Here is a 24,195-nt window from a genome sequence, read left to right on the forward strand (position 1 = left end):
GACATGCAGCGGCGCTCGCCTCGATATCGTTCAGCGGCCTCCCACATTTCAGAAACTTCCGACGGTTGTAGACGAAACACCTCCCTATAGTCGCGGCTGCTTTTAGGGAGTGCTGTTTCGATGAAACTAATCGACTGGATCGTCACCCTCGTCGTCATGCTGATGATGATCGTCTTCTTCTGCGGGCGCCGACCGCCCACCTGGTCGCACGACACCCGCGCCCGGCATATGAAGGGAACGCGTTTGCTGATGCAGGCCGCGTGCGCGCTGTGGGCGGCGCTGCTGGCTGTGACGAACGGCCTGTTTGCCGTCGAGGGGATTGCCGGCGTTCGGACAACGCCGGCCGAGTCGTCCGCCGGCATCGCCGTGCTGCTGGCATGCAGTTGCTACTGGTCGGTGCGCGGCCGAAGACTGCTGAAGCCGCGGCGGATTTTCGCCGGTTAAGCGACGGCGGGACGCCATCCGCATCGCGCGATCGAGCGCCCCTACCGCGTAGTGATGCCTCGCACCGCGTCGATCGAAGGCGCAGGCAACCCGCTGCCGGCGCTGAAGCCCGACCCAGTGGCGCCCAGCATGCTCTCGCGCACCCCGCGCGCCGCCGGAGCCGGAGCCGGAGCCGGAGCCGCCGCCAGACTTGCCGCGGCGAGTGCTGGCGCGCCAGCCGCGGCCGGTTCCGCGCGCGCGGCACCCGCCGCCTCTGGCAGCGACAGATAGAAGGTCGTGCCCGCCCCCTCCTTCGATTCCGCCCACACTCGCCCGCCATGCCGCTCGACCATCCGCCGCACGAGCGCGAGGCCGATGCCCTCGCCCTCGCCGGCCGTCGGGTTGCCGTGCAGGCGCTGGAACGCGGTGAACAGCCGCGGCAGCGCGATCGACGGAATGCCGAGGCCGTTGTCACGCACATAGAAGATTCGCAGCGAATGCACGCCCGGCGGTGCGGGCGTCGTGCCGATTTCGACGCGGCCCTCGCGCGCCGGGTCCAGATAATTGACCGCGTTGCCGATCAGGTTCGCGAAGATCTGTTCGAGCGCGGTCGGATCGCCCCATACCGCGGGCAATTCGCCGACCGTCACACGCGCGCGCCGCGCGCGGATCGAGCCCTGCATCGCATCGACGACGCGTTGCACGATGTCGCCCACATCGACCTTCTGGCGGCGGTACTCGACACGTCCGACACGCGACAGCCGCAGCAGCGCGTCGATGATGTGCGACGCGCGCAGCACTGCGGTCTGCAGATAGTGCAGCGCCTCGCCGATGTCCTCGTCGACGATCCGCTCGATCCGCTCGCGCGTGCCGAGCGCGAGGGACGAGCCGCGCACCGTGTCGCGCAATTCGTCGCAGGCGCGAATCAGCTCCTTCGAAAATCCCTGCAGGTTCACGAGCGGCGCGCGCAGATCGTGCGACACGCTGTAGATGAACATTTCGTTTTCCTGAGTCTGCTGGCGCAGCGTCTCGTTGATGCGCGCGAGCTCGGCGGCGCGGCGCTCGAGGTCCGCGTGAAAACGCGCCTCGATGCGCTCGGCTTCGAGCAGACGGCGGCTCGTCTCGTGCAAGGTCAGATCGAGCCGCGCGATCTCATCGCGACCCGCGCCGAGCGGCGCGAGCGGCTCGTTGCAGGCAAGCCGCCCCGCGTTGTCGGACAGCAGCGCGAGCCGGCCGCGCACGCCGCGCGTGAACATCCAGATGGCGAGCGCGACGAACAGCAGCGAGCCCAACGCGGCCGCGACGATCAGCGTCTGCTCCCGCTCGCGCACGGCGGCGACGGCATTCGAGCGCGACATATCGAGACGGCGCTCCTCGGCCTGGAACGCGCTCACCTGCAAACGGAAACGATCGAGCACGTCGGCCTGGGCGAGATCGTCGAAGCGCGCGAGAATCTCGGCGCGCCGCCCGGCGTGCAGCATGTCCTGGATGCGATCGGACCACTGGCGGTACGCCTGCACCGCCTGGCGCACCTCGACCACGCGCTCGACCTGCGCGGGATTGTCGCCGACGAGATCGACGAGCTCGTCGATGCGCCGGTCGACGTCCATCCATACCGCGACCGGGGTCGTGAAGCGCGCGTCGTTGGCAAGTACCGCGCCGCGCAGCGCGACCGATTCGGACAGCACCGGATCGAGAATCGCCGTGCTCTGGCGCAGCACCTCCTCGCTATGCATCGCCCGCTGCTCGGCCATCGTCGCATCGGCCTGCGCCTTCACCACGCCAGTGAGCAGCGCGAGTTCGAAGACGGCCGGGATCGCGATCAGCAGCAGGCCTTTAGTGGTCAGTCTCATGCGTGCCCATGGGAGGGTTGGCCGACGGATCTTTTATGGAGTCGGCACATTATGTGGGCGTTTGCGCGGGAAAAGAAAGAGGGGCACGAACCCGTCGATAGGCGCGGTTCCCCGTTGGTCCGCTGCGCGCCAGGGTTGGGCATCGGCGCGCCCCGCCAGCATCTTGTTGCGTCAGGATGCCGAACAAAGATGTAATTTAAATCGAATATTTCGCCCTTGTGTGGGTCATCCTTCGCAGCCTCGGCGATTTATGCACTTTTGTTGTGCTTCGCCTCTCTTTTGAGGTGCATGACGAGTTCAGGCGGCGCATCGTTCGAAACCATCGGATTCCCATCCCGGTGTCCGATTGCACCGGGTCGACGCGGCCGGCACAACTTTGGCCCGCTTCTTGCTCACATAGCGCACTTTTTTGGCACAAGCGGGACATATCGATGGAAAGTCTGAAATACGGCGCCGATACCGAGTTTCTTCTAATCGGCGCCGCCATCGTGCTGGCGATGCACGCAGGATTCGCGTTCCTGGAGCTCGGCACCGTGCGCAAGAAGAACCAGGTCAATGCACTGGTCAAGATTCTGGTGGACTTCGCGGTGTCGACGATCGCGTACTTCTTCATCGGCTACACGATCGCATACGGCGTGCAGTTTTTCGACGGCGCCGCGACGCTCGCCCAGCACAACGGCTATGCGCTCGTGCGCTTTTTCTTCCTGCTGACGTTCGCCGCCGCGATCCCCGCGATCGTGTCCGGCGGCATCGCCGAGCGCTCGAAGTTCAATCCGCAGCTGTTCGCGACGTTCGTACTGGTCGGCTTCGTCTATCCGTTCTTCGAAGGCATCGCGTGGAACAACCGTTTCGGCATTCAGGACTGGCTCACGCAGGCGTTCGGCGCGCCGTTCCATGACTTCGCGGGTTCGGTGGTGGTGCACGCGTTCGGCGGCTGGGTCGCGCTGCCGGCCGTGCTGCTGCTCGGCGCGCGCCACGGCCGCTATCACCGCGACGGCGGCATCGCCGCGCATCCGCCGTCGAACATTCCGTTTCTCGCGCTCGGCGCATGGGTGCTGACGGTCGGCTGGTTCGGCTTTAACGTGATGAGCTCGCAGACGCTCGACAAGATCAGCGGCCTCGTCGCGGTCAACTCGCTGATGGCGATGGTCGGCGGCACGCTGAGCGCGTGGTTCGCGGGCCGCAACGACCCGGGCTTCACGTACAACGGCCCGCTCGCGGGGCTCGTCGCGGTGTGCGCGGGCTCGGACATCATGCATCCGCTCGGCGCGCTGATCACGGGCGGCATCGCCGGCGTGCTGTTCGTCTATATGTTCACCTGCGTGCAGAACCGCTGGCGCATCGACGACGTGCTCGGCGTGTGGCCGCTGCACGGCCTGTGCGGCGCATGGGGCGGCATCGCGGCCGGCATCTTCGGCACCCACGCGCTCGGCGGGCTGGGCGGTGTGTCGTTCGCCTCGCAGATTATCGGCACGCTCGGCGGGATCGTCGTGTCGGGGATCGGCGGCACGGTCGTGTATGGCGCGATCCGCATGACGGTCGGTCTGCGGCTCGATCAGGAAGAGGAATACAACGGCGCCGATCTGTCGATTCACAAGATTTCGGCGACGCCGGAGTGAAAAGGCGGCGCTCGCGGGGAAAGGCACGGGCCACACGCCTGTCCCCAAAATCCGCGCGCCGATGTTAGACTTCGCGGCTGGAGATGGCATTCTCCATTAACCGCCCATGGGGCTGATGATGCCTGCTACGCCCGGCTATGCGGACGCGGCATCATCTCGCCCGCATCAACCGGTTTGTCGACATTCCCGGTTCGATCCTCTTCCATGTATTGGTCTTTTCTCGCTGTCGCGATTGGCGGCGCACTCGGCTCGCTGTTTCGCTGGTTCCTCGGCTTTCGACTGAACCCACTCTTTACTGACCTGCCGCTTGGCACGCTCGCCGCCAACGTGATCGCCGGCTACATCATCGGCGTGGCGGTCGCGGGCTTCGCGCGGGTGCCCCAGCTCTCGCCGGAATGGCGGCTGTTCGTCATCACCGGTCTGATGGGCGGGCTGTCGACGTTCTCGACGTTCTCCGCGGAAGTCGTGCAGCGCCTGCAGGACGGCCGGCTCGGCTGGGCGGCTGGCGAAGTGGCGATTCACGTGAGCACGTCGCTGATCATGACGATTCTCGGCATCGCGACGGTTTCGCTGCTGGCGCGCTGAGGCGCGCGCCTGCCGCGCGAACCTAGGCCACTTGTACCGTCATTTCCAGTTCAAGGCACGCACCCAGCGGAATCTGAGCGACGCCGAAAGCGGAACGCGCATGCTTGCCCTCTTCTCCAAAGATTTCAGCCAGCAGTTCGGACGCGCCGTTGGTCACCAGATGCTGCTCGGTGTAGTCGGGCGCCGAATTGACGAGGCACATGAGCTTGATGATCCCCTGTACCCGATTCAGATCGCCCAGAAAGGTGTGCAGCGAGGCCAGTACATCGATCGCGGTCAATCGGGCGGCCTGTTTGCCTTCCTCCGTCGCCAATGTTTCGCCGAGTTTCCCCACCCAGACCTTGCCATCGCGCTTCGCAATGTGACCGGACAGATAGACGCTGCTTCCCGCCTGACGACACATTACGTAAGCGGCCGCCGGCGCGCCGGCAGTCGGCAGACTGATGCCGAGCTGGCTCAGTTTTTCATAGATATCGATACGACTCATCAAGACCTCCTCAATGGATCAGGTTCTGTGGTGATATAGCTGTTGCGTGCGCGTGATCAGTGCTTCGGAGACACGATCGACTTCGGCTCGAGGAATGCCTCGAGGCCATACACGCCGAATTCGCGGCCGATCCCGGACTGCTTTACGCCGCCAAAAGGCGCCATCGTTTCCGGGACGATACGATTGACCATCACACTGCCCGCCTCCAGCGCCGACGCAATCGCGACGCCATGTTCTTGCCGTCCGGAAAAGACATAGGCCTGCAGGCCGTAGCTCGAGTCGTTGGCTATGCTGATGGCTTCTTCTTCTGAGTCGTACGCGAGAACGCAAAGTACCGGGCCGAAGATTTCCTCTTTCGCGATATCCATCTCAGGATGCACGTCAGCGAAAACCGTCGGCTTGACGAAGAAGCCTTGGGTCAAACCGTCTGGGCGGCCTTCGCCGCCGGCTACCAGCGTAGCCCCTTGCGCAAGGCCGACATGAATGTACCGCTGGATGCGCTCGTACTGACTGCGCGTCGACAGCGGCCCAATTGCCGTCGCCGGGTCGCGTGGATCGCCAACCCGCATGGCCGAAACCGTACGTTCGACCAGAGACAGCACCTCTTTCAACCTGATCCGCGGAACCAGCAGACGCGTACCGTTCACGCAAGCCTGGCCGTTGTTCATGAAGGCCGCGTTCAGCGCGAGAGGAATTGCACTGTCGAGATCGGCATCGGGTAACACGATCGACGCCGATTTTCCCGACAATGACAGGCTCACCCGCTTCATCGTATCGACAGCGGCGCGGGCGATGTGCTTGCCCGTTGAAGTCGAACCCGTGAACGAGATTTTCCTGACGCGCGGGTTGATGCTCAGTTCGTCGCCGACGTCACTGCCGCGTCCCAGCACAACGTTCACGACGCCGGCAGGGAGCTTCGCTGCGTGCAAGGCTTCCGTCACCACCTGCGTCTGCAGAGGAGCCAGCTCGCTCGGCTTGATCACGGTTGCGCAGCCCGCCGCGAGCGCGGACGCCAGCTTGCTGCAGATCGTCCCCGCGATGCTGTTCCATGGAACGATCAGCGCGGAGACGCCCACTGGTTCGAGACGCACGCTTGCGTCGCCTATCTGTCGTTCGAACGGAAAATCCTTCAACAGGTCGGCCGTTCTCGACAGGCAATCGGACGCGTATTGACTGACCCACTGCGCCCGCGCCAACGGGCCGCCGTATTCCTCGATGGTGGCCTCACGAATGTCGTCGCTACGAGCGAGGATCGCTGACTGCAGGCTGTGCAGCATGCCGATGCGCTCGGCTTTCGACGTATCGCGCAAGAATGGCTGAACGGCACATGCCGCGGCGATTGCATTTCGGGCGTCGTCGCGATCGGCGAGCCGGGCCGTCGCAATCGGCTGCTCAGTGGCGGGGTTTAGAGACTCGATGGTCTCGGCGCCATGCAAGCGCGCGAACTCGCCATTGATATAGCCTCCATTGATTTCACGCATGGTCCTTTCTTCCATTCATTGCTCGATTCTGTTTCGCGGCTTCGTGTATGGATGGTCAGTCCGCTACCGGATCGACTACCGACACCGGCGCACTGCGCTCTTCGATTGCAAGACCGGCCTGCAGGCACAGGTCCTCCCTGAAATGCGCGGCAACGATCTGAACGCCTACCGGAACTCCGTTCACCAGATCAGTCGTGACCGTGAGACCCGGCAAGCCCATCGCGGGTAGCGCTCGCATCGTGAGTTGCGACTCCCACACGCGCTCGAACCCTTCGATCCCCTCGCGATCCAGATCGTCAGGAAACGGCAGCTCCGCCGATACGGGCAGGATCAGAACCGGATAGCGATCGAAGAACGTCCGCCACTGCCGCATCAAGGTGGTACGTTTGACGAGCGAATCCTTGATGACATCGACCGGCAGGTCGACTACCTTCAGCCGCGCCGCCGCGACCACCGCGGCCGCGCCCGGGTCGCCATCGCTCTCGACCGAATTTGCCAGCGCATCGAATCCATCTCCAAGCCACAGCCGCTCCTGCACCTGCGCCGCGTCGCGAATCGGCGGCGTGTCGTCGATTTCATCGACCGTCCAACCGGCATCGACGAGCTTGCGCGCGGCTTCGCGCAGCGCCGTTTCGACTTCCGGAGCGATCCGCAAACCGCCGGGACGCAGGCACAACGCCGCGCGCTTCGGCGCGTCGGCGCCGACCAGCGGCATCGGCACATACCAGGGGTCGCGAACGTCCGGTGCGGACAGCGCCAGCAGACCCAGTTGCAGGTCCGCGATCGTTCGGCCCATCGGGCCCGCCGCCGACATCAGTTGAGGACCGATCGGGCGTTCCGGCCACGTCGCGTTATACGCTGGCACGCGTCCCAGGCTCGGGCGAATTCCATGAACACCGCAGGCATACGCGGGATAGCGGATCGAACCGCCGATATCGGTGCCGATCGCGAGTTGTCCAATGCCCGCCGCAACGGCGGCAGCGCCGCCGCCCGACGAGCCACCCGGTGTGCGCGAGCGGTCTCGGGGATTGAAGGTTTTGCCGTGCACCTGGTTCGATGTGAACCAGCGCAACGCAAAGGTCGGCGAGTTACTGCGGCCCAGCAACACTGCGCCCGCCTTTTCCAGGTTGTCGACGAGCGGGCTGTTCACTTGCGCGACGAGGTTCTCGTGACTGCGCGCTCCGTTCGTCGTCGCAAAGCCGCGCTGGTCGATGTTGATCTTCACCGTCACCGGAACGCCGGCGAGCGGCCCCAGCTCGTCGCCACGAGAGCGCGCGCGGTCCACCGCCTCGGCCTGCTGAATCACCGCTTCTGGCCGGTATGCAACGATCGCGTTCAGCACCGGATTCGCCGATTCGAGACGCTCCAATGCGGATTGCGCGGCCTCTTTTGCCGATACGTCACCGTTCCTGATCCGCGTCGCAAGTTCGCTTGCACTCAGGCGCCAAAGTTCTTTCATGGATTCTCCCGGGAGTCGTCGTTGGTCTTCGCCAATCCGAACGATGGTTATGCCGCTTTGTCGGATTGATCGGTCATGCACGCAGGCATCATTTAGCGCGCACTTTGTATCCGCATGTTGTCTGGTACTTCGTTATTTGTAACGGGACATTATGAGTTTCTCCAGTTCGATAAATACGCAGTGGTGATTGACGCGCAATTGCATGTGCGCAGGCTCGCAGCCATATCCAAAGGTATAACGCTGTGTTGACATCCGTATAGGGTTCGGCACCGAATGTCTGATAGAGAAGAGACGGACAGCAGACTATGCTTTCGAGCGGGCAAGACCCACATTCAAGACTCCTCCTCAATCCCTCGTCAACAGGTGATTCCATGACGTTACGCCACAAGGCACTCACGGGTGCTCTCGCCGTTTTGCTGTCGTCGGCCGCACTCGTACAAGCCGCGACGCCCCCCGCCGACAACGCCGCTCCGACCAAAGAGCAGCTTCGCGCGGAGATGCGCGCCGATCGCGCCGCCAATCACGCACTGGCGAAGAAGGTCCGCGAGGCTCTGTTCAGCTCCAAACAACTGAACGACACGGACATCGCCGTATTCGCGAATACGCGCACGGGCAAGGTCACGCTGGCGGGCACCATTCTCGACGAATCGCAGGACCAGCTCGCTCAGGATGTCGCGTCGAAAGTGCCGGGCGTGCAGTCGGTGTCGAGCAAGCTGACGCTCTACGCAGCGCCCTGATCCTGCCGGTTTCATCGTGGGAGATCGCGCCGGCTATGCCGGCGCATTTCTATGGGCTCACCGAGCGGGAACGGCGGACTCGACGGCGCGCCCATGACTCCATGCGAAGCCGAACGATCACGAGCGAGCTGCCGCAAAGGCGTTCAGGTCAACGCGCGTATCGCGTGAAAACGTAGTCGCGATCCTTGACGAGCGCGGCATGGCACGCAAAGCACGTCTGATGCTGCGCGGCATCCGCGGGCACACCGTTGATGAAACGTCCAAAGCCCCAACCGCCCGTCGATGCATAGCGGCGCGAGTCTTTCACCATGACCTGCAGCGTGGTCGGTTCGCCCGGCACGGTCGCCGGCGCAAAGTCGTCCGACTGCTTCTTTCTGTACGCCAGCTTGACCAGAACGGTTCCGTCCGGAAACGGCTGCGTGGCGCTCTCGATTGCCTTGATCGCAAGCGGATTGCCCAGCACCACGCGCAGTTCGTCTAGCGGCGCGGCTTCCTCCGCCGGAGCGACCATCTGCCATTGCCGGTAGCCCTTGGGAATCGTCACGCCGTAGATGGGCGACTCGGCGCCCGTTGCATCCGCGGCCGCGGCGCCCTGATTCGCCGCTGCCGCAAGCACGAGCACCGCTGCGGCAAGCGGCGCCCTGAAGTGAGCGAGCATCATTTCGCGCACTCTTCCGTTAAAGACGCTGGACTCGCAGCAGCGCGTCCGCGAACGCCTTGGGCGCCTCTTGCGGCAGATTGTGGCCAATGCCACCGCTGATGTCGCGGTGCTGGTACTTGCCGGTGAACTTCGCGGCGTACGCGGCCGGCTGCGGATGCGGCGCGCCGTTGGCGTCGCCTTCGAGTGTGATGGTCGGCACCGCGATCGCCGGCGATTGCGCAAGCTTCTTCTCGATGTCGTCGTACTTGGCCTCGCCATGCGCGAGCCCCAGACGCCAGCGATAGTTGTCGATCACCACCGCCACATGATCGGGGTTGTCGAACGAGGCCGCCGTGCGTTCGTAGGTTGCGTCATCGAAGCGCCACTTCGGCGACGCGAGACGCCAGATCAGCTTGTTGAAATCGTGACTGTTCTGCGCATAGCCTGCCTGGCCGCGCGCCGTGGAGAAATAGAACTGATACCACCAGGCCAGCTCGGCCTGCGGCGGCAATGGCTTCTCGTTGGCCGCCTGGCTGCCGATCAGATAACCGCTGACGGAGACGAGCGCCTTGCAGCGCTCGGGCCACAGCGCGGCGACGATGTTGGCGGTGCGCGCGCCCCAATCGAATCCGCCGATCACCGCCTGCCTGACGTTCAGCGCGTCCATGAACGCGACGATATCGACGGCGACAACGGCTTGCTGGCCATTGCGCGGGGTGTCCGCCGATAGAAATTGCGTCGGACCATAGCCGCGCAAATACGGCACGAGCACCCGATGTCCGGCCGCCACGAGTATCGGCGTGACCTCGGCGAAGCTGTAGATATCGTAGGGCCAGCCGTGCAGCAGGATGACGACCGGACCTTCTTTCGGGCCCACATCGGCGTAGCCGATGCTCAAGCCATTTCCGTGAACCCGGCGAATCTCACCGAAGGAGGCGGCCTTCGTGCTCGCGGACACCGGCTGCGCGCGAGCCAATCCGGCAACTCCCGATCCCGCTATCGCAACGCCTGCAAGGCCGGTTCGCAGGATTTGCCGGCGACGTTCGTCAATCAGTTTTGCCACGCTCCATCTCCTCTCGAGTAGTTTAAAGTCGACTCGATCAAGCTTATGGGCACACGTGACATGGCACCATCCGATCAACGGATCGGACTATACGGCGATCGGTTTAGCGCGCTATACGCAGGTATATCCGCACGCGGAGCTACGGCCTCGGTATTGCGCCGAAGTACCGGGCTACTTTCAGTTTTCACCTAGCGCAAGCTGGAGTGCCGCGAGAAGTGCGGTATCGCTAAAGGGCTTGAACAGACAATCAGACGCGCCCTGCATGAGCAGACGCTCGCGAATGGCTTCGTCCTTGTGGGCAGTGATGAAGACGACGGGAATCTTCTTGCCGAGACTTTTCAACTCGCAGAAAAGCCCGAGCCCGCCCTTCCCCGCCATGTTGACGTCGAGGACCAGACAGTCGGTCTGATCGACCACCTCGGATGCGAGGAAAGCTTCCGCGGACGGGAACTCGCTGACCGCATAACCGAACATTCTCACCAGATCTGGAAGCGATTCCCGCACCGCTTCGTCATCGTCGACCACCGTTACCAGCATGATTACCCGCAATCAAGTCCCGTTGAATCCGCTACTCGGCTCGAAGCATGCATGAAGCCGGGCGGACGATCCACGATACCTTGGTATCAATCGATTGAAAAACTCTTCGGCGAGCCGACACGCGAGCTGAACTGCCCGCCCACCTGGGCGGCCATGATCACGAGTTCCGGCAGCGAGTTCGCCGCCATTTTCTCCATCAGGCGGCCACGGTGACCCTTGACCGTGATCTCGCTGATACCGAGTTCGGCCGCCACCTGCTTGTTGAGCAACCCGGCAACCACCAACGCCATCACTTCCCGCTCGCGGCGAGTCAGCGCGGCATAGCGGGCCCGCAGCGAGGCATGTTCGCTCTCCGCTTGGATCGCGTGACGGCTATGTTCAATGCCGTCGCGAACGGCCTCGAGCAAGGCTTCACCGTTGAACGGCTTGGTGAAGAATTCGATCGCGCCGGCTTTCATGGCCCGCACGGTAACGGGCACATCGGGGTAGCCGGTGATGAAAATAATCGGCATGTCGGCGCGGTCGGCCACGATTTGCCGCTGCAGATCCAGACCATGCAGATCCGGCAGAGAAACGTCGAGCAGCAGGCAGCTTGGTCCGCAAACACGCGGGTGCGCGAGAAATTGCCGGGCTGATCCGAATACCTGCGGCTGCCATCCCGCGCTGCGAATCAGCAATTCCAGAGATTCGCGCACGGAGACGTCGTCATCCACGACGAACACGACAGGGACCGCCTGCGGGGTGCTCGTGGACACGCGGCCCTGGGTTTCACCAGGTCTCTTCATCGCATACCTCGCTAATATCGGTCGCCGATTCGTATAAAGGCTCCGAATGAATACTGGTCCGAACACCGGACAATGCCGGATTCCCCGATGCGCTTCCATCATACAGAGGTATGTATATGCCCGTTATCCGCCTTTACCCGCCGTAAATGGGTAGACAGAATGCGAAGCTCGCGCCGGGCCCGTCATCCGGCAAAGCCGCCCACAGACGCCCGCTCTGGCTTTCGATGATCGACCGGCTGATCGCGAGACCAATGCCCATGCCGTCATTCTTGGTCGTATAAAAGGCATCGAAAAGCCGTTCCGCGTGTTGCGGATCGAAGCCGACCCCCGAGTCAAGCACGGTCAAACGAACCATCCCGTCGGACTCGGCCTCGGTCTTGACCGATATGCGCCGCGGCCGATCGTCGACGCTGCTCATCGCATCCGCGGCATTGCGCAGCAAATTCATGATCACCTGTTGGACCTGCACCCGATCACAGCCGACCAACGGCAGCCCGTCCGCGAACTCCGCGCGCACGATGACCCGGGCCCGGTCCAGATCGGTCTGCATCAGGGCAACGACCTCGCGCGCCGTATGGTTGAGATCGACCGCCTCCAGCGTCACGCTGCGCTTGCTGAAGAGCGCACGCAAGCGCGCAATGACATCGGCCGCGCGGTTGCCGTCGCGGATCGTGCGCCGCGCGGTCTCCTGCGCCCCTTCGATGTTGGCGGGCACTGCCGCCAGCATGCGAAGACAGGTGCTGGCGTTGGTCACGATTCCCGACAGCGGCTGGTTGACTTCGTGGGCGATCGAAGCCGTCAACGCGCCGAGGCTCGTGATCCTCGCGACATTCAAAAGCTCCGAGCGCGCCTTGTCGAGCGCCTCTTCCGAGCGGCGGCGCTGGCTGATGTCGAGGGCCGTGCCGATGTATTCGCGACCACCCGGACGGTCAGTCGCGCGATGCCCCAGCAAATGCACATGCTTGACCGACTGATCCGGCATCAGCAGGCGATACTGGCTCTCGACATCGCTATCGCCGCGTTGCACCTGTTCGATCAATTGAAACGCGAGACCGACGTCCTCCGGGTGATAGCGCGCGACGATACGATCGAGCGTCACCGTAGTGCCCGGCTCGAACTCGAAGATGTGATAAAGCTGATCCGACCAGGCAATCTCGCCCGTATCGACGTGCCACGAGAAGTTGCCCATTCTCGCCAGCGCCTGACCTTCGGCGAGAAATGCTTCGCTGCGCCGCAGCTCCTCCTCCGCGCGCTTGCGATCGTCGATGTCGATGTTGACGCCGTACCATTTGACGACCTTGCCGTGCTGGTCCCGCAATGGGCTGGTGCGAAACAGAAACCATCGGTACTGGCCGTCGTAGCGCTGCATTCGCGCCTCCGCCGCGCCGGGCAACTGACTGGCCATCACGGAGCTCCACACCGACATCAGCCCAGCCCGGTCGTCCGGATGCACCGAGTCCATCCATCCGTAATCTCGCACCTGCGACAGCGTTCTGCCGAGATAATCGAGGTAGTGCTGGTTGTAAAACTCGCCGGTGCCGTTCAGGCGCGCTGACCAGATCAGCGCGGGCAGTGCGTTGATCGTCTCGTTGAGGTGGCGCTCGCTCGCGGCGAGCGTGATTTCCGCACGCTTGCTGTCCTCGATATCGATCGACAGGAAGAACCAGCGCAAAATGCTGCCGTCCCGGCCGAGCAAAGGAAATCCGCGCACGTTGAACCAGCGGTAGGTTCCGTCGGCACGCCGGTAACGGCTCTCTACATTGTGCGCGGTGCCGTTCGAGAGCGATGCTTCCTGCGCGGCGATCACCGCCTCGAGGTCTTCCGGATGAATGAATCCGCCGCTCCGCCAGGCTTTGAGTTCCTCGAACGACTTTCCGAAGTATTCCAGCGTGAGCCGATTCTGGGCTTCGACTTCGCCTGTCGGCGACATCACCGTGACGGGCACGGGAATGCTCTCGACGATCAACTGCAGGTCGAGCTCCTTTCGCTTCAGTGCCTCCTCCGCTCGCCGCAAGTCCTCGACGTCATTGCAGACTCCGCACCACCGAACGATGCGCCCTTCGCCATCACGCAGCGGACTGATCTGAAGCACGAACCGACGGTACTGGCCGTCGAAGCGCCGTAGACGCGCCGCTATTTCACCCGGCTCTCCGGACGCCAGAATGGCGGTTTGCCGGTCGAGCAGCATCGGCAAGTCGTCGACGCAAATCACGTCGCGCCACTGCAAGTCGGATGATGTGTCGAGCACCCGTCCTGTGTATTCGGACCACTTCCGGTTCACGAAGTCGACCCGACCGTCGGGCAGCGCGGTCCAGGCCATCGCGGACAGCGCATCGAGGACGATGCCGGAATCAATTGCCAGTCCCATCATTGTTTTGATTTTGCGAGCAGGCGCGAGATTCTCAAACGTTCGCCGAAACCTGCGTTCAGGTGCGTAGTTTGGTGCCGACCAGAAAGTGGCGCGATTATCCCATGCGACGAAAGTCATCGCAATGCAATGGGTGCGCGAAAGGCGGGCTGATTAAAGCCGCATTGAGGTCGAATTGAAGACGGTGAAGTTGGCTGATCGCCACATTGCGGGCTTCGTTCGCACCCGCCTTTACTGCCCGGATGGACCTACGCCGAGCGCAACCGTTTTACGCACGAGATCGGCAACGGAGCGCACATTCATTTTGCGCATTGCCTGGCCCCGATGAATCTTGACCGTCACCTCCGCGATGCGCATTCTGGAAGCGATCTGCTTGTTCATCAGACCGGACGCGACGTTGACCAGCACCTCCCGCTCGCGAGGCGTCAGCGCGCCCCACCGTTCGCGAGCCTCGAACAGCGAGCTATCCGCTTCGAGGCGTCGTGCGTCGCGCTGCAATGCCGCGACCACCGCGTCGATCATGTCCTGATCGCGGAACGGCTTGGTGAGAAAGTCCAGGGCCCCTGCTTTCATCGCCTCGACCGTCATGGCGATATCGCCATATCCCGTCATGAAGACAACGGGCATCGGAGCGCGCTGCTGCGTCAATAGCGACTTCTGCAACGCCAGTCCGCTTTGGCCACGCAAGCGCACGTCCAGCACGAGGCACGCTGGTCCCGGGCCCTTGGGCGCCGCGAGGAACTCTTCAGCGGAGCGGAACGCGTCGACTTCCAGGTCGATCGAGCGCAGCAGACCCGTTAGCGCTTCGCGTACCGAATCGTCGTCGTCTACGACATAGACGATGCCCGCGGTTCTGTTGGCTGCGGTCGTAGCGGACCACGCGGTCTCAGTGTTTAGCATCAAGATAGTCTTCTACTACGATACGGTCTGCGAATGGGCCATCGCAGACACCCTCGATATCAGTTGGACTTCAATAGCTGACTCGACCGTTGCAGGGAATAGCCGCCGGATTGCCGGCCGCGATGCGGTCATCCCTGTCACGTCAAGCCTGAAGCTTACATGGGGCGTCATGAAGAGGCTCTAGTACTTTGGTATTGGAAATTCGCGTCGAGCGGCCTGAATCGGAATGTCCAGGGCTTACTGATTTCTGGATGGCGAGCTAATACCTTGGTATGGGTTAATCGTTCTGGAACCTCTGAGCGCCGGCTGGCGGATTAATATGTCTGCCCTTGTCGATCAACAGAGTTCGAAGCATGCAACCATTCCATGCTCTTTTCGTTCTACTCGGCACGCTGCTCGCCGCCAGCGGTTATGGCGCGACGTTTCTGCTCTCGATGCATTTCCGGACCGCCGGCGGAACCGACCTGAACACCGGCATTGCGTTGGCGCAAGCGGTGATCGGCACGTTCGTGAGCTTTCCGCTAGTCGACTGGTTCGCGCCGCGCGTCGGCGCGGCGCGCTTGACCGCGATTGCGGCGCTATGCCTGGGCGCGGGCGTTGCGGCTTTCACGGTCATCGCGCCAGAGAATGCGATCGGTTTCGTCCCCGGGTTCCTTGTCGGTTTCGGCTGGGGTTCTTTTAGTCTCGCCGCTCCAATGGCGCTTGCCGAACGAACCACGAATGCCGATCGTGGCTCGTGGTTCATGCGGTTCGGCACGATACAAATGCTGGGCATCGGCGCATGGCCGGCGCTAGCCGCGTTCGCGATCCGCTCGCTGCACTGGAGCGTTGCAAGCGTGCTGCTAGTCGTCGCGGGGCTGTGCATGGCTGGATCGCTGATGCTGGAAGCATTCGCACGGCTGTCGCCGAATCCCGCAACGCACACGCAAAAGCCATGGGCACTGAATTCGGGCGCCATTCTCCGCACGCGCGCGGTTTATTCGATCGCGATGATTGGCTTGTGCGCCTGTGTTTTCTCCGGCTTATTGACGTTCCAGATGTCGCTCGTTCAGGGCACTGGCTCGCACGCCGGCACGTTCTTCAGCTTCTATACCGTGACGGTCGTTCTCGCGCGCTGGCTGCTCGGACGGCTCGTGATCAGTTCGCGGCGTGAAATCACGACGAAACTCGTGCTGATGTTGATGCTGCTCGGCATTGCAGCAATGTTCGCCGTTCCGTATCACACGCTCTTTCACCCGACCAGCGCCGTGCTGTTCGGAACTGGCTATGGCCTCGCCTATCCCGTGATCCAGGAACAAGCCGTCAACGATTCCAATGCCATCCATCGTCACGCCGCGCTGACATGGTTCATCGTCGCTTACTCGCTCGGTGCGTTCGGCTTTCCGGCCGTCGGCGGCTGGGTGCTCGTGCACGCCGGGAAGAACGCGTTGACCGCGCTGATCGCGATATGCGGCATGTCGGCACTCGTGCTATCCGTGCTCCGCGACAGGCGACGCCTCGCTGCGCAATTCAGTTCGTGACCACGACGGAATGTTGAACGACAGGGTTAAAGGGATTCCCCATTTGCAATAACCAATGGGAGTTCACAGACATTAATGCAACGCTCAGCATCAGCGTAATAACTTGGATCGGATAAATAATGCTAAAGCGGTTGGTAAAAAACTTCGAGGCCGAGCCCCTCATGGCGCAACCCTTGCCTCGGTGTTGATGACGAGCGCATGAAAGACGACCAGAAGCAGGCGAGCAATATAATTTACTTTTTAAATTGAAAGTATTTACATAGCTCAATTCGCGGAGCATGATTCATTGAATCGCGTAACCGGTATGCGCGCTTTCGCAGCTAGTGCGTTTGCAAATAAAAACGAAATGTAAAATGAGACCGGTGATTATCGGCGATTATTGCGTATCGCCTTTTTAGCTGGAGCGATTTAATGCCTGCATTTGGTGCCGATTTTTGCGACTATTGGCGAACATCAAAGTTTGCGGGAAATAACGGCTGCGAGGTAACGCCCACCGCCATAATCGGCGCTCCGGAATAAATAAAGTCCGCTGGAATCCTTGGCGAGTCACGCTAAGCGTCAAATTTCCCGTCCACAGAGTCTGCAGCATCCACGGCAGACGGGCGTTCCAGCAGCACGGCATAAAAGCGTCGAATCATGAACCTGGTGCAGAGCACAATCTCGCCGTCGCGTTGGAGCATTGCAACGAGCAGCACCCTCTAGCGCGCTGAAGTACCGCTCGCAACGCGAGCTCAGACGTAGGACCGATTCATCAACTCAGGTGTGAGGCGGTGTCCGGAGACGTAGGGGCAAATCCAAATAACGATACGACCCAGGGAGAAAACTGCCTCGCACGGGAAGGTCAGTTCGCGTGCAGGCAAGCCTGCATAGCAGGCTGCTCTCGACCCAACAGAATGAATGGAACAATAACGTCGAGAATGATCTCTCGAGCTGCCTTACCATGAAGGACGTCGCGTTTGCTCACCATGAGTGAGCGAATGACCCAGCGGCTCGGATTTGCGTCGACCAATGGACGCAGCGCCGCCTTCGGACAATCAGGCTGGGGCCCACTTCGGGTAACGAAAGCCACGGGACATGTCTGGTGGGAGCAGCGCATAGAACTCTCCCTTTTGCCGCTCCTCGTTAATCGCGCGCTCGATACGACCGGCGTAAGCGCGCGCTTCCAGCAACCCGAGATTGTCGGAACTCTTGTATGCATCGAGAGCGAACCAGCGCCCGCGAGCCCGGGCACGGTCCAGTACCGGCACGACAACTGGAATAAGAATAGGTGCCGCGCTCGTCAGCAAGGAGGCGCGGATTCAGATTGCGACAAGCGGCGTGACGCGAGGGAGCCTTGGCATAGGGCGATCAAAAGCTTGCGCACCCGACAAATGTAACTGCTGTCAAACCAAGTATCTCGAGACCGCTCAAAATTGCCAATGAAATTGCGCGGCGCACAACGACTTTTCCCGTTGCTGCAGAGTTTGTTGTCTCTGAACTCGGTTATTCCCGTTGCTGCAGACTTTGTTGTGTCCCAATAGCGACACAAAAAAAAGGCGTCACGTTGCCGTGACGCCTTAAAAGTTCTAGCCATTCCGAGGGCCGTGCTAGAACCTGAGAGAAGGTATTTCGAAAGGCGCAAGCGCTTTGGACAGGCAATCGATCCTGGACTCCGGGATTTTCCGCTCGCGTGCATCATATGCAGCGGGCAAAGGCGACTTTCGAAATGAGGTTCCATTTTTTATGGTTATGCTGACTAAGTCAAGCAAAAAGATATAGTCGCTCATCGATCGGCAATTTCTTCCGATACAATGATTTTCCCAAAAATATATGAAACGGATGCTCCGGTTTGGAAAGGCCCCCGCGCCGCGCGGGCCGTCGTCAACTGGTTAACGAACGAGCAGCCTGAAATACTGTTCCACAAAAACGCATGAACCGATCCGCACCGAATCAAACCGTCACCGCTAAAGCCCCCGTCAGCAAAGACCGAGACGGCCCGGGCGACGAAGTCACCGCGCTCGCGCGCGGCTTGACCGTATTGCGCGCCGTCGCCGCCGCGCACGCGCCGCTCAGCAATCGCGAACTTGCCGAGTTGACCGGCATCCCGAAGCCCACCGTGTCGCGCATCACCGCGACGCTCGTGGGCACCGGTTTTCTCGTGCGACTGCCCGACAGCGAGCGCTTCGTGCTGACCTCGTCGGTGCTCGAACTGAGCAACGGCTTTCTGCGCAACTTCGACATCCGCTCCCGAGCGCGGCCGTTCCTGATCGAACTCGCGGAACGCACCGCGTTGTCGGTGCATCTCGCGGTGCGCGACCGCTACGACATGGTCGTCATCGACGCGATCCGGCCGCGTTCGGCGGTGCTTGTATCGCGACTCGAAATCGGCTCACGCATGAGCCTGACGCGGACTGCCGTCGGCCGGGCGTACCTCGCCGCGCTTACGCAAGCGGACCGCGACCGTCTGCTCATCGGCCTGCAGACGGCCGAGGGCGACGATTGGGGCTATATCGGCAGCCGTCTCGTCAGTGCGATCCAGGACACGCTCGAACGCGGTTTCGCCATCGCCACCGGCGAGTGGTACAACGGATTGAACGCGATCGCGCTCGGCTTCGTCGGGCCGTCGGGCGAGCGCTACGCGGTCAATTGCGGCGGCGCGGCCGACCAGTGTCCGCGCGAATGGCTAATCTCGGACGCCGCACCCGCGCTGCTCGAATGCATCGACAAGATCGTGCTGGAGATCGGCGGCACGCCGGGGCGCCGCCTCGACGAGTGACCCGGCGGCGGCAACGGGCGCCAACGCGGCGCCCCGCGCAGACCGAACGCGGCGCCGGCCGCCTGCGGTCTGTCAAGTGACGAAGGCATCCCGCCCACCCTTGCCCTACAATTCGCCAACATCCTGTAACCTTCGTAATTAACCGAAAAATACGCGGCTGGACTGTTGCAGACGCCGCAACGTACGATCACGCATCCCGTCGCGGGACCGCGCCGCGAGCCGTGAGCGCCGTCAAAAAGGCCTCGCCGATCCGTGATGATTCCGCATTGCGTTAACATCTCTGTCCCGCGCCTCGGATAGCATCGCGCTAAATATTGCGCGGCGCGCGCCGCCACGACCGCCTGACATGCCGCCCATATGCCGGCCCGCCGTCTTTCTAACGGCGGCGACCGTATCGGCGGCTCACATCACAAAGCCAGCCACCTGACCGAACCGATGGACGAACAACAAAAGCACCCGGAAACCCAACGCCCTGCCGCTTCCCAGCCGTCCGCGAGCGGCGCGCAATCGAGCGCGCCCGGCGCGGTGAAACGCCACCGCGGCCGCACCGTCGCGCTGATCGTCGCGGCGCTGGTCGTGCTCGGCGTCGTACTGTGGCGCTGGCATCCGTGGGCCGGGCCCGGCAGCGGCGCGAGCGCGCCGGGTGCCGAGAGCGGCGCGCGCAGCGGCCGCCTCGGCCGGGGCGGTCCGAACGCGATGGCCAACATGCCGCAGCCGGTGCACGTCGCTGCCGCGACGCACGGCGAGATGCCGGTCGTGCTGACCGCGCTTGGCACGGTCACGCCGCTCGCCACCGTCACGGTGCTGCCGCAACTGAGCGGCGTGCTGCAGGACGTCTATTTCAAGGAAGGCCAGATGGTCAAGAAGGGCGACGTGCTGGCCCAGATCGACCCGCGCCCGTATGAGATTTCGCTGCGCAACGCCGAGGGCACGCTGGTGCGCGACCAGGCGCTGCTCGCCACCGCGCGTCTCGATCTGAAGCGCTATCAGACGCTGCTCGCGCAAGACTCGATCGCGAGTCAGCAGGTCGACACGCAGGCGTCGCTGGTGCGGCAATACGAAGGCACGGTGAAGGCCGACCAGGCGAACGTCGACAGCTTCAAGCTCGACCTCGTGTACGCGCGCATCACCGCGCCGGTGTCGGGGCGCGTCGGTCTGCGTCAGGTCGACCCGGGCAACTACGTGACCTCGGGCCTCGCCAACGGCATCGTCGTAATTACGCAGCTCGATCCGATCAGCGTAGTGTTCTCGACCTCCGAAGACAATCTGCAGCAGATCATCCAGCACACGCGCAACGGCGAGTCGCTGTCGGCCACCGCGTACGACCGCAGCAACACGCATCCGCTCGAAGTCGGCTCGCTGAAGACGATGGACAACCAGATCGACACGACCACCGGCACGATCAAGCTGCGCGCGATCTTCGAGAACAAGGACAACGGCCTGTTCCCGAACCAGTTCGTCAATACGCGCCTGCTCGTCGATACGATCAAGGACGCGGTGATCGTGCCGACCTCGGCGGTGCTCAACGGCTCGATGGGTGCCTTCGTGTACGTCGTGAAGCCCGACAACACGGTCACCGTGCGCCAGGTCAAGGTCGGCCCGGTCGATGGCGAGCGCACCAGCATCCAGTCGGGTCTCGCGGTCGGCGAGCGCGTCGTGACCGACGGTTCGGACCGGCTGCGCGAAGGCGCGAAGATCACGATTCCGGCCGAACGGCCGCGTGGCGCGTCCGGCGCGCACGGCGCGAGCGCTCCCCCGGGCGCCGCGGCCGCCTCGGGCGCGCACGAGCGTCGCGGCCGGCGCGCGTCGCAAGCATCGCAATAAAGTAAAGCCACGGCACTTACCGCATGAATCCATCCCGCGCTTTTATTCTGCGTCCCGTCGGCACCGCGCTGCTGATGGCGGCGATCATGCTGGTCGGCCTCGTCGCGCTGCGCTTTCTGCCGCTGTCCGCGCTGCCCGAGGTCGACTATCCGACGATCCAGGTGCAGACCTTCTATCCGGGTGCGAGCCCGGACGTGATGACCTCGTCGGTGACGGCGCCGCTCGAGCGGCAGTTCGGGCAGATGCCGTCGCTGAACCAGATGTCGTCGCAAAGCTCGGCCGGCTCATCGATCATCACGCTGCAGTTCAGCCTCGACCTGCCGCTCGATATCGCCGAGCAGGAAGTCCAGGCGGCGATCAACGCGGCGGGCAACCTGCTGCCGTCCGACCTGCCCGCGCCGCCGATCTACGCGAAGGTCAACCCGGCCGACGCGCCGATCATTACACTCGCGATCACGTCTAAAACGCTGCCGCTCACGCAGGTGCAGGACCTCGCCGACACGCGTCTCGCGCAGAAGATCTCGCAGGTCGCGGGGGTGGGTCTCGTGAGCCTGTCGGGCGGCCAGCGCCCGGCGATCCGCATTCAGGCGAACCCGCGCGCGCTCGCCGCGTACGGGCTGAATCTCGACGACCTGCGCACCACCATCTCGAACCTGAACGTCAACACGCCGAAGGGCAATTTCGACGGCCCGACCCGCAACTACACGATCAACTCGAACGACCAGCTGACCGACGCCGACGAGTACAAGAGCGCGGTCGTCGCATACAAGAGCGGCCGCCCGGTGATGCTGACCGACGTCGCGAGCATCGTGCCGGGTCCGGAGAACACGAAGCTCGGCGCATGGGTTAACGACACGCCCGCGATCATCCTGAACGTGCAGCGCCAGCCGGGTGCGAACGTGATCCAGGTGGTCGACAGCATCAAGGCGCTGCTGCCGCGCTTGCAGCAGTCGCTGCCCGCCGCGCTCGACGTCGAGGTCGTCACCGACCGCACCACGACGATCCGCGCGTCGGTGCGCGACGTGCAGTTCGAACTGGCGATGTCGGTCGTACTGGTCGTGCTGGTGATGTACCTGTTCCTCGCCAACATCTACGCGACGATCATTCCGAGCCTGTCGGTGCCGCTGTCGCTGATCGGCACGCTCGCCGTGATGTACCTGTGCGGCTTCTCGCTGGACAATTTATCGCTGATGGCGCTGACCATCGCGACCGGCTTCGTCGTCGACGACGCGATCGTGATGATCGAGAACATCGCGCGCTACGTCGAGGAAGGCGACAGTGCGCTCGAAGCCGCGCTGAAGGGCTCGAAGCAGATCGGCTTCACGATCATTTCGCTGACGGTCTCGCTGATCGCGGTGCTGATTCCGCTGCTCTTCATGGGCGACGTGGTCGGCCGCCTGTTTCATGAATTCGCGATCACGCTCGCGGTGACGATCGTCATTTCGGCGGTCGTGTCGCTGACGCTGGTGCCGATGATGTGCGCGAAGCTGCTGCGCCACACGCCGCCGCACGACAGTCACCGTTTCGAGGCAAAGGCGCACCGCTTCATCGACTGGGTGATCGCGCGCTACGCGGTTGCCCTCACGTGGGTGCTGAACCGTCAGCGCTCCACGCTGGTCGTAGCTGTCCTCACGCTGGTGCTGACCGGCCTGCTGTACGTGTTCGTGCCGAAGGGCTTCTTCCCGGTGCAGGACACCGGCGTGATCCAGGCGATCACGCAGATGCCGCAGTCGGTGTCGTTCGCGTCGATGGCCGAGCGCCAGCAGGCGCTCGCCGACCAGATCCTGAAGAACCCGGACGTCGAAAGCCTGACCTCGTTCATCGGCGTCGACGGCAGCAACATCACGCTCAACAGCGGCCGCATGCTGATCAACCTGAAGCCGCGCGACGACCGCAGCAACACCGCGAGCGAAGTGATCCGGCAGTTGCAGAAGGACGTCGCGCATATTCCGGGCGCGTCGCTGTTCATGCAGCCGGTGCAGGACCTGACGATCGACTCGACGGTGAGCCCGACGCAGTATCAATTCATGCTGACCGATCCGAACATCGGCGAATTCACGACGTGGGTGCCGAAGCTGGTCGAGCGCCTGAAGCAGTCGCCCGAACTCGCGGACGTCGCGACCGATCTGCAGGACAACGGCCGCTCGGTATTCATCGAGATCGACCGCGCGACCGCCGCGCGCTTCGGCATCACGCCGGCCACGATCGACAGCGCGCTGTACGACGCGTTCGGCCAGCGCATCATTTCGACGATCTTCACGCAGTCGAACCAGTACCGCGTGATTCTCGAAGCGCAGCCGACGATGCAGCACTACACCACGTCGCTGAATTCGATCTACCTGCCCTCTTCGACGTCGGCGGGCGGCCAGGTGCCGCTGTCGTCGATCGCGAAGTTCATCGAGCGGCCCGCGCCGCTGCTGGTCACGCACCTGAGCCAGTTCCCGGCCACCACGGTGTCGTTCAACCTCGCACCGGGTTCGTCGCTCGGCGCGGCCGTGAAGGCGATCGAACAGGCCGAAAAGGACATCGGCCTGCCCGCGTCGTTCCAGACGCGCTTCCAGGGCGCGGCGCTCGCGTTCCAGGCGTCGCTCGCGAACACGCTGTTCCTGATCCTCGCGGCGATCGTCACGATGTACATCGTGCTCGGCGTGCTGTACGAGAGCTTCATCCATCCAATCACGATTCTGTCCACTCTTCCGTCGGCCGGGGTCGGCGCGCTGCTCGCGCTGCTGGTCACCGGCCACGATCTCGACATCATCGGCATCATCGGCATCGTGCTTTTGATCGGTATCGTGAAGAAGAACGCGATCATGATGATCGACTTCGCGCTCTACGCCGAGCGCGAGGAAGGCAAGCCGCCGCGCGAGGCGATCTACCAGGCGTGTCTGCTGCGTTTCCGGCCGATTCTGATGACCACGCTCGCCGCGCTGCTCGGCGCTCTGCCGCTGATGCTCGGCACCGGCGCGGGCTCGGAGCTGCGCCGGCCGCTCGGTATCGCGATCGCCGGCGGCCTGATCGTGAGCCAGCTGCTGACGCTGTTCACGACGCCGGTGATCTACCTCGCGTTCGATTCGCTCGGCCGCAGGCTGCGCGCGCGCTTTAACCGCGGCAGTTCGTCCGGTAGCGCCACACCGCCCGCCACCGATGCAGGGAACTAGG

18 protein-coding genes and 1 riboswitch are annotated in these 24,195 nt (G+C 63.0%); of the genes, 8 read left to right on the forward strand and 10 right to left on the reverse strand.

Annotated features, from left to right (window positions below; translation table 11 throughout):
• Positions 1–120: 120 nt before the first annotated feature.
• Positions 121–444 (forward strand): hypothetical protein, encoded by a 324-nt coding sequence (locus ACLFKU_RS10090; RefSeq protein WP_410848971.1) that lies wholly within the window; start codon positions 121–123, stop codon positions 442–444.
• Between the two features lie 41 nt (positions 445–485).
• Here the strand turns inward: ACLFKU_RS10090 and ACLFKU_RS10095 are convergent, their stop codons facing one another.
• Complete coding sequence (locus ACLFKU_RS10095; RefSeq protein WP_410848972.1) at positions 486–2,276, reverse strand: sensor histidine kinase; 1,791 nt, start codon at positions 2,274–2,276, stop codon at positions 486–488.
• Between the two features lie 431 nt (positions 2,277–2,707).
• On the opposite strand from ACLFKU_RS10095, the gene ACLFKU_RS10100 reads away from it, so the two are divergent.
• Together ACLFKU_RS10100 and crcB are read left to right on the forward strand one after the other, a co-directional pair.
• Positions 2,708–3,895 carry an ammonium transporter gene (locus ACLFKU_RS10100; protein WP_410848973.1) on the forward strand — a complete coding sequence of 396 codons (1,188 nt, stop codon included), beginning with the start codon at positions 2,708–2,710 and terminating at the stop codon, positions 3,893–3,895.
• A 70-nt stretch (positions 3,896–3,965) separates the two neighbouring features.
• Positions 3,966–4,027, forward strand: a riboswitch (Fluoride riboswitch).
• Positions 4,028–4,099: 72 nt separating this feature from the next.
• On the forward strand, positions 4,100–4,480 hold the full coding sequence (crcB, locus tag ACLFKU_RS10105) for a fluoride efflux transporter CrcB (protein ID WP_368585592.1): 381 nt from the start codon (positions 4,100–4,102) through the stop codon (positions 4,478–4,480).
• A gap of 22 nt (positions 4,481–4,502) precedes the next feature.
• Here the strand turns inward: crcB and ACLFKU_RS10110 are convergent, their stop codons facing one another.
• Genes ACLFKU_RS10110 through ACLFKU_RS10120 form a run of 3 tightly spaced genes read right to left on the reverse strand, consistent with a single transcriptional unit; the run spans position 4,503 to position 7,907 of the window.
• Positions 4,503–4,967 carry a RidA family protein gene (locus ACLFKU_RS10110; protein WP_410848974.1) on the reverse strand — a complete coding sequence of 155 codons (465 nt, stop codon included), beginning with the start codon at positions 4,965–4,967 and terminating at the stop codon, positions 4,503–4,505.
• A 56-nt stretch (positions 4,968–5,023) separates the two neighbouring features.
• Entirely contained in the window at positions 5,024–6,448 is a 1,425-nt protein-coding gene (locus tag ACLFKU_RS10115) for an aldehyde dehydrogenase family protein (RefSeq protein WP_410848975.1), read from the reverse strand.
• A 55-nt stretch (positions 6,449–6,503) separates the two neighbouring features.
• Positions 6,504–7,907 carry an amidase family protein gene (locus tag ACLFKU_RS10120; RefSeq protein WP_410848976.1) on the reverse strand — a complete coding sequence of 468 codons (1,404 nt, stop codon included), beginning with the start codon at positions 7,905–7,907 and terminating at the stop codon, positions 6,504–6,506.
• A 371-nt stretch (positions 7,908–8,278) separates the two neighbouring features.
• On the opposite strand from ACLFKU_RS10120, the gene ACLFKU_RS10125 reads away from it, so the two are divergent.
• The gene (locus ACLFKU_RS10125) at positions 8,279–8,644 is read left to right on the forward strand and encodes a BON domain-containing protein (RefSeq protein ID WP_368585589.1); all 366 of its coding nucleotides are present in this window, start codon (positions 8,279–8,281) and stop codon (positions 8,642–8,644) included.
• A gap of 148 nt (positions 8,645–8,792) precedes the next feature.
• On the opposite strand, the gene ACLFKU_RS10130 is transcribed toward ACLFKU_RS10125, so the two are convergent.
• The 6 genes from ACLFKU_RS10130 to ACLFKU_RS10155 form a co-directional block, all read right to left on the reverse strand.
• Positions 8,793–9,305 carry a cytochrome P460 family protein gene (locus tag ACLFKU_RS10130; protein ID WP_410848977.1) on the reverse strand — a complete coding sequence of 171 codons (513 nt, stop codon included), beginning with the start codon at positions 9,303–9,305 and terminating at the stop codon, positions 8,793–8,795.
• A 16-nt stretch (positions 9,306–9,321) separates the two neighbouring features.
• Positions 9,322–10,347: an alpha/beta fold hydrolase gene (locus tag ACLFKU_RS10135; RefSeq protein ID WP_410848978.1), complete on the reverse strand. Its 1,026-nt coding sequence runs from the start codon at positions 10,345–10,347 to the stop codon at positions 9,322–9,324.
• A 177-nt stretch (positions 10,348–10,524) separates the two neighbouring features.
• Entirely contained in the window at positions 10,525–10,884 is a 360-nt protein-coding gene (locus tag ACLFKU_RS10140) for a response regulator transcription factor (RefSeq protein WP_368585586.1), read from the reverse strand.
• Between the two features lie 86 nt (positions 10,885–10,970).
• Positions 10,971–11,669 (reverse strand): response regulator transcription factor, encoded by a 699-nt coding sequence (locus tag ACLFKU_RS10145; protein ID WP_410848979.1) that lies wholly within the window; start codon positions 11,667–11,669, stop codon positions 10,971–10,973.
• Positions 11,670–11,802: 133 nt separating this feature from the next.
• On the reverse strand, positions 11,803–14,037 hold the full coding sequence (locus tag ACLFKU_RS10150; protein WP_410848980.1) for a PAS domain-containing protein: 2,235 nt from the start codon (positions 14,035–14,037) through the stop codon (positions 11,803–11,805).
• Positions 14,038–14,268: 231 nt separating this feature from the next.
• The gene (locus tag ACLFKU_RS10155) at positions 14,269–14,937 is read right to left on the reverse strand and encodes a response regulator transcription factor (RefSeq protein WP_410848981.1); all 669 of its coding nucleotides are present in this window, start codon (positions 14,935–14,937) and stop codon (positions 14,269–14,271) included.
• 353 nt (positions 14,938–15,290) lie between these two features.
• On the opposite strand from ACLFKU_RS10155, the gene ACLFKU_RS10160 reads away from it, so the two are divergent.
• The 4 genes from ACLFKU_RS10160 to ACLFKU_RS10175 all read left to right on the forward strand — a co-directional run bounded on the left by ACLFKU_RS10160 (position 15,291) and on the right by ACLFKU_RS10175 (position 24,194).
• On the forward strand, positions 15,291–16,457 hold the full coding sequence (locus ACLFKU_RS10160; protein WP_368585582.1) for an MFS transporter: 1,167 nt from the start codon (positions 15,291–15,293) through the stop codon (positions 16,455–16,457).
• A 1,909-nt stretch (positions 16,458–18,366) separates the two neighbouring features.
• Positions 18,367–19,212, forward strand: a complete 846-nt coding sequence (locus ACLFKU_RS10165; RefSeq protein WP_410848982.1) for an IclR family transcriptional regulator — start codon at positions 18,367–18,369, stop codon at positions 19,210–19,212.
• Between the two features lie 435 nt (positions 19,213–19,647).
• Positions 19,648–21,036 (forward strand): MdtA/MuxA family multidrug efflux RND transporter periplasmic adaptor subunit, encoded by a 1,389-nt coding sequence (locus ACLFKU_RS10170; RefSeq protein WP_368585580.1) that lies wholly within the window; start codon positions 19,648–19,650, stop codon positions 21,034–21,036.
• A 23-nt stretch (positions 21,037–21,059) separates the two neighbouring features.
• Positions 21,060–24,194 (forward strand): MdtB/MuxB family multidrug efflux RND transporter permease subunit, encoded by a 3,135-nt coding sequence (locus tag ACLFKU_RS10175; RefSeq protein ID WP_410848983.1) that lies wholly within the window; start codon positions 21,060–21,062, stop codon positions 24,192–24,194.
• Position 24,195 lies beyond the last annotated feature (1 nt).

Origin of the sequence: Paraburkholderia sp. EG304 (assembly GCF_046543485.1) — a bacterium.
Classification (GTDB): domain Bacteria; phylum Pseudomonadota; class Gammaproteobacteria; order Burkholderiales; family Burkholderiaceae; genus Paraburkholderia; species Paraburkholderia youngii.

Coding starts and splice junctions, on each gene's coding strand:
- ACLFKU_RS10090 (WP_410848971.1), top strand. CDS start 121: ATGAAACTAATCGACTGGATCGTCACCCTCGTCGTCATGCTGATGATG.
- ACLFKU_RS10095 (WP_410848972.1), bottom strand. CDS start 2,276: ATGAGACTGACCACTAAAGGCCTGCTGCTGATCGCGATCCCGGCCGTC.
- ACLFKU_RS10100 (WP_410848973.1), top strand. CDS start 2,708: ATGGAAAGTCTGAAATACGGCGCCGATACCGAGTTTCTTCTAATCGGC.
- crcB (WP_368585592.1), top strand. CDS start 4,100: ATGTATTGGTCTTTTCTCGCTGTCGCGATTGGCGGCGCACTCGGCTCG.
- ACLFKU_RS10110 (WP_410848974.1), bottom strand. CDS start 4,967: ATGAGTCGTATCGATATCTATGAAAAACTGAGCCAGCTCGGCATCAGT.
- ACLFKU_RS10115 (WP_410848975.1), bottom strand. CDS start 6,448: ATGCGTGAAATCAATGGAGGCTATATCAATGGCGAGTTCGCGCGCTTG.
- ACLFKU_RS10120 (WP_410848976.1), bottom strand. CDS start 7,907: ATGAAAGAACTTTGGCGCCTGAGTGCAAGCGAACTTGCGACGCGGATC.
- ACLFKU_RS10125 (WP_368585589.1), top strand. CDS start 8,279: ATGACGTTACGCCACAAGGCACTCACGGGTGCTCTCGCCGTTTTGCTG.
- ACLFKU_RS10130 (WP_410848977.1), bottom strand. CDS start 9,305: ATGATGCTCGCTCACTTCAGGGCGCCGCTTGCCGCAGCGGTGCTCGTG.
- ACLFKU_RS10140 (WP_368585586.1), bottom strand. CDS start 10,884: ATGCTGGTAACGGTGGTCGACGATGACGAAGCGGTGCGGGAATCGCTT.
- ACLFKU_RS10145 (WP_410848979.1), bottom strand. CDS start 11,669: ATGAAGAGACCTGGTGAAACCCAGGGCCGCGTGTCCACGAGCACCCCG.
- ACLFKU_RS10150 (WP_410848980.1), bottom strand. CDS start 14,037: ATGGGACTGGCAATTGATTCCGGCATCGTCCTCGATGCGCTGTCCGCG.
- ACLFKU_RS10155 (WP_410848981.1), bottom strand. CDS start 14,937: ATGCTAAACACTGAGACCGCGTGGTCCGCTACGACCGCAGCCAACAGA.
- ACLFKU_RS10160 (WP_368585582.1), top strand. CDS start 15,291: ATGCAACCATTCCATGCTCTTTTCGTTCTACTCGGCACGCTGCTCGCC.
- ACLFKU_RS10165 (WP_410848982.1), top strand. CDS start 18,367: ATGAACCGATCCGCACCGAATCAAACCGTCACCGCTAAAGCCCCCGTC.
- ACLFKU_RS10170 (WP_368585580.1), top strand. CDS start 19,648: ATGGACGAACAACAAAAGCACCCGGAAACCCAACGCCCTGCCGCTTCC.
- ACLFKU_RS10175 (WP_410848983.1), top strand. CDS start 21,060: ATGAATCCATCCCGCGCTTTTATTCTGCGTCCCGTCGGCACCGCGCTG.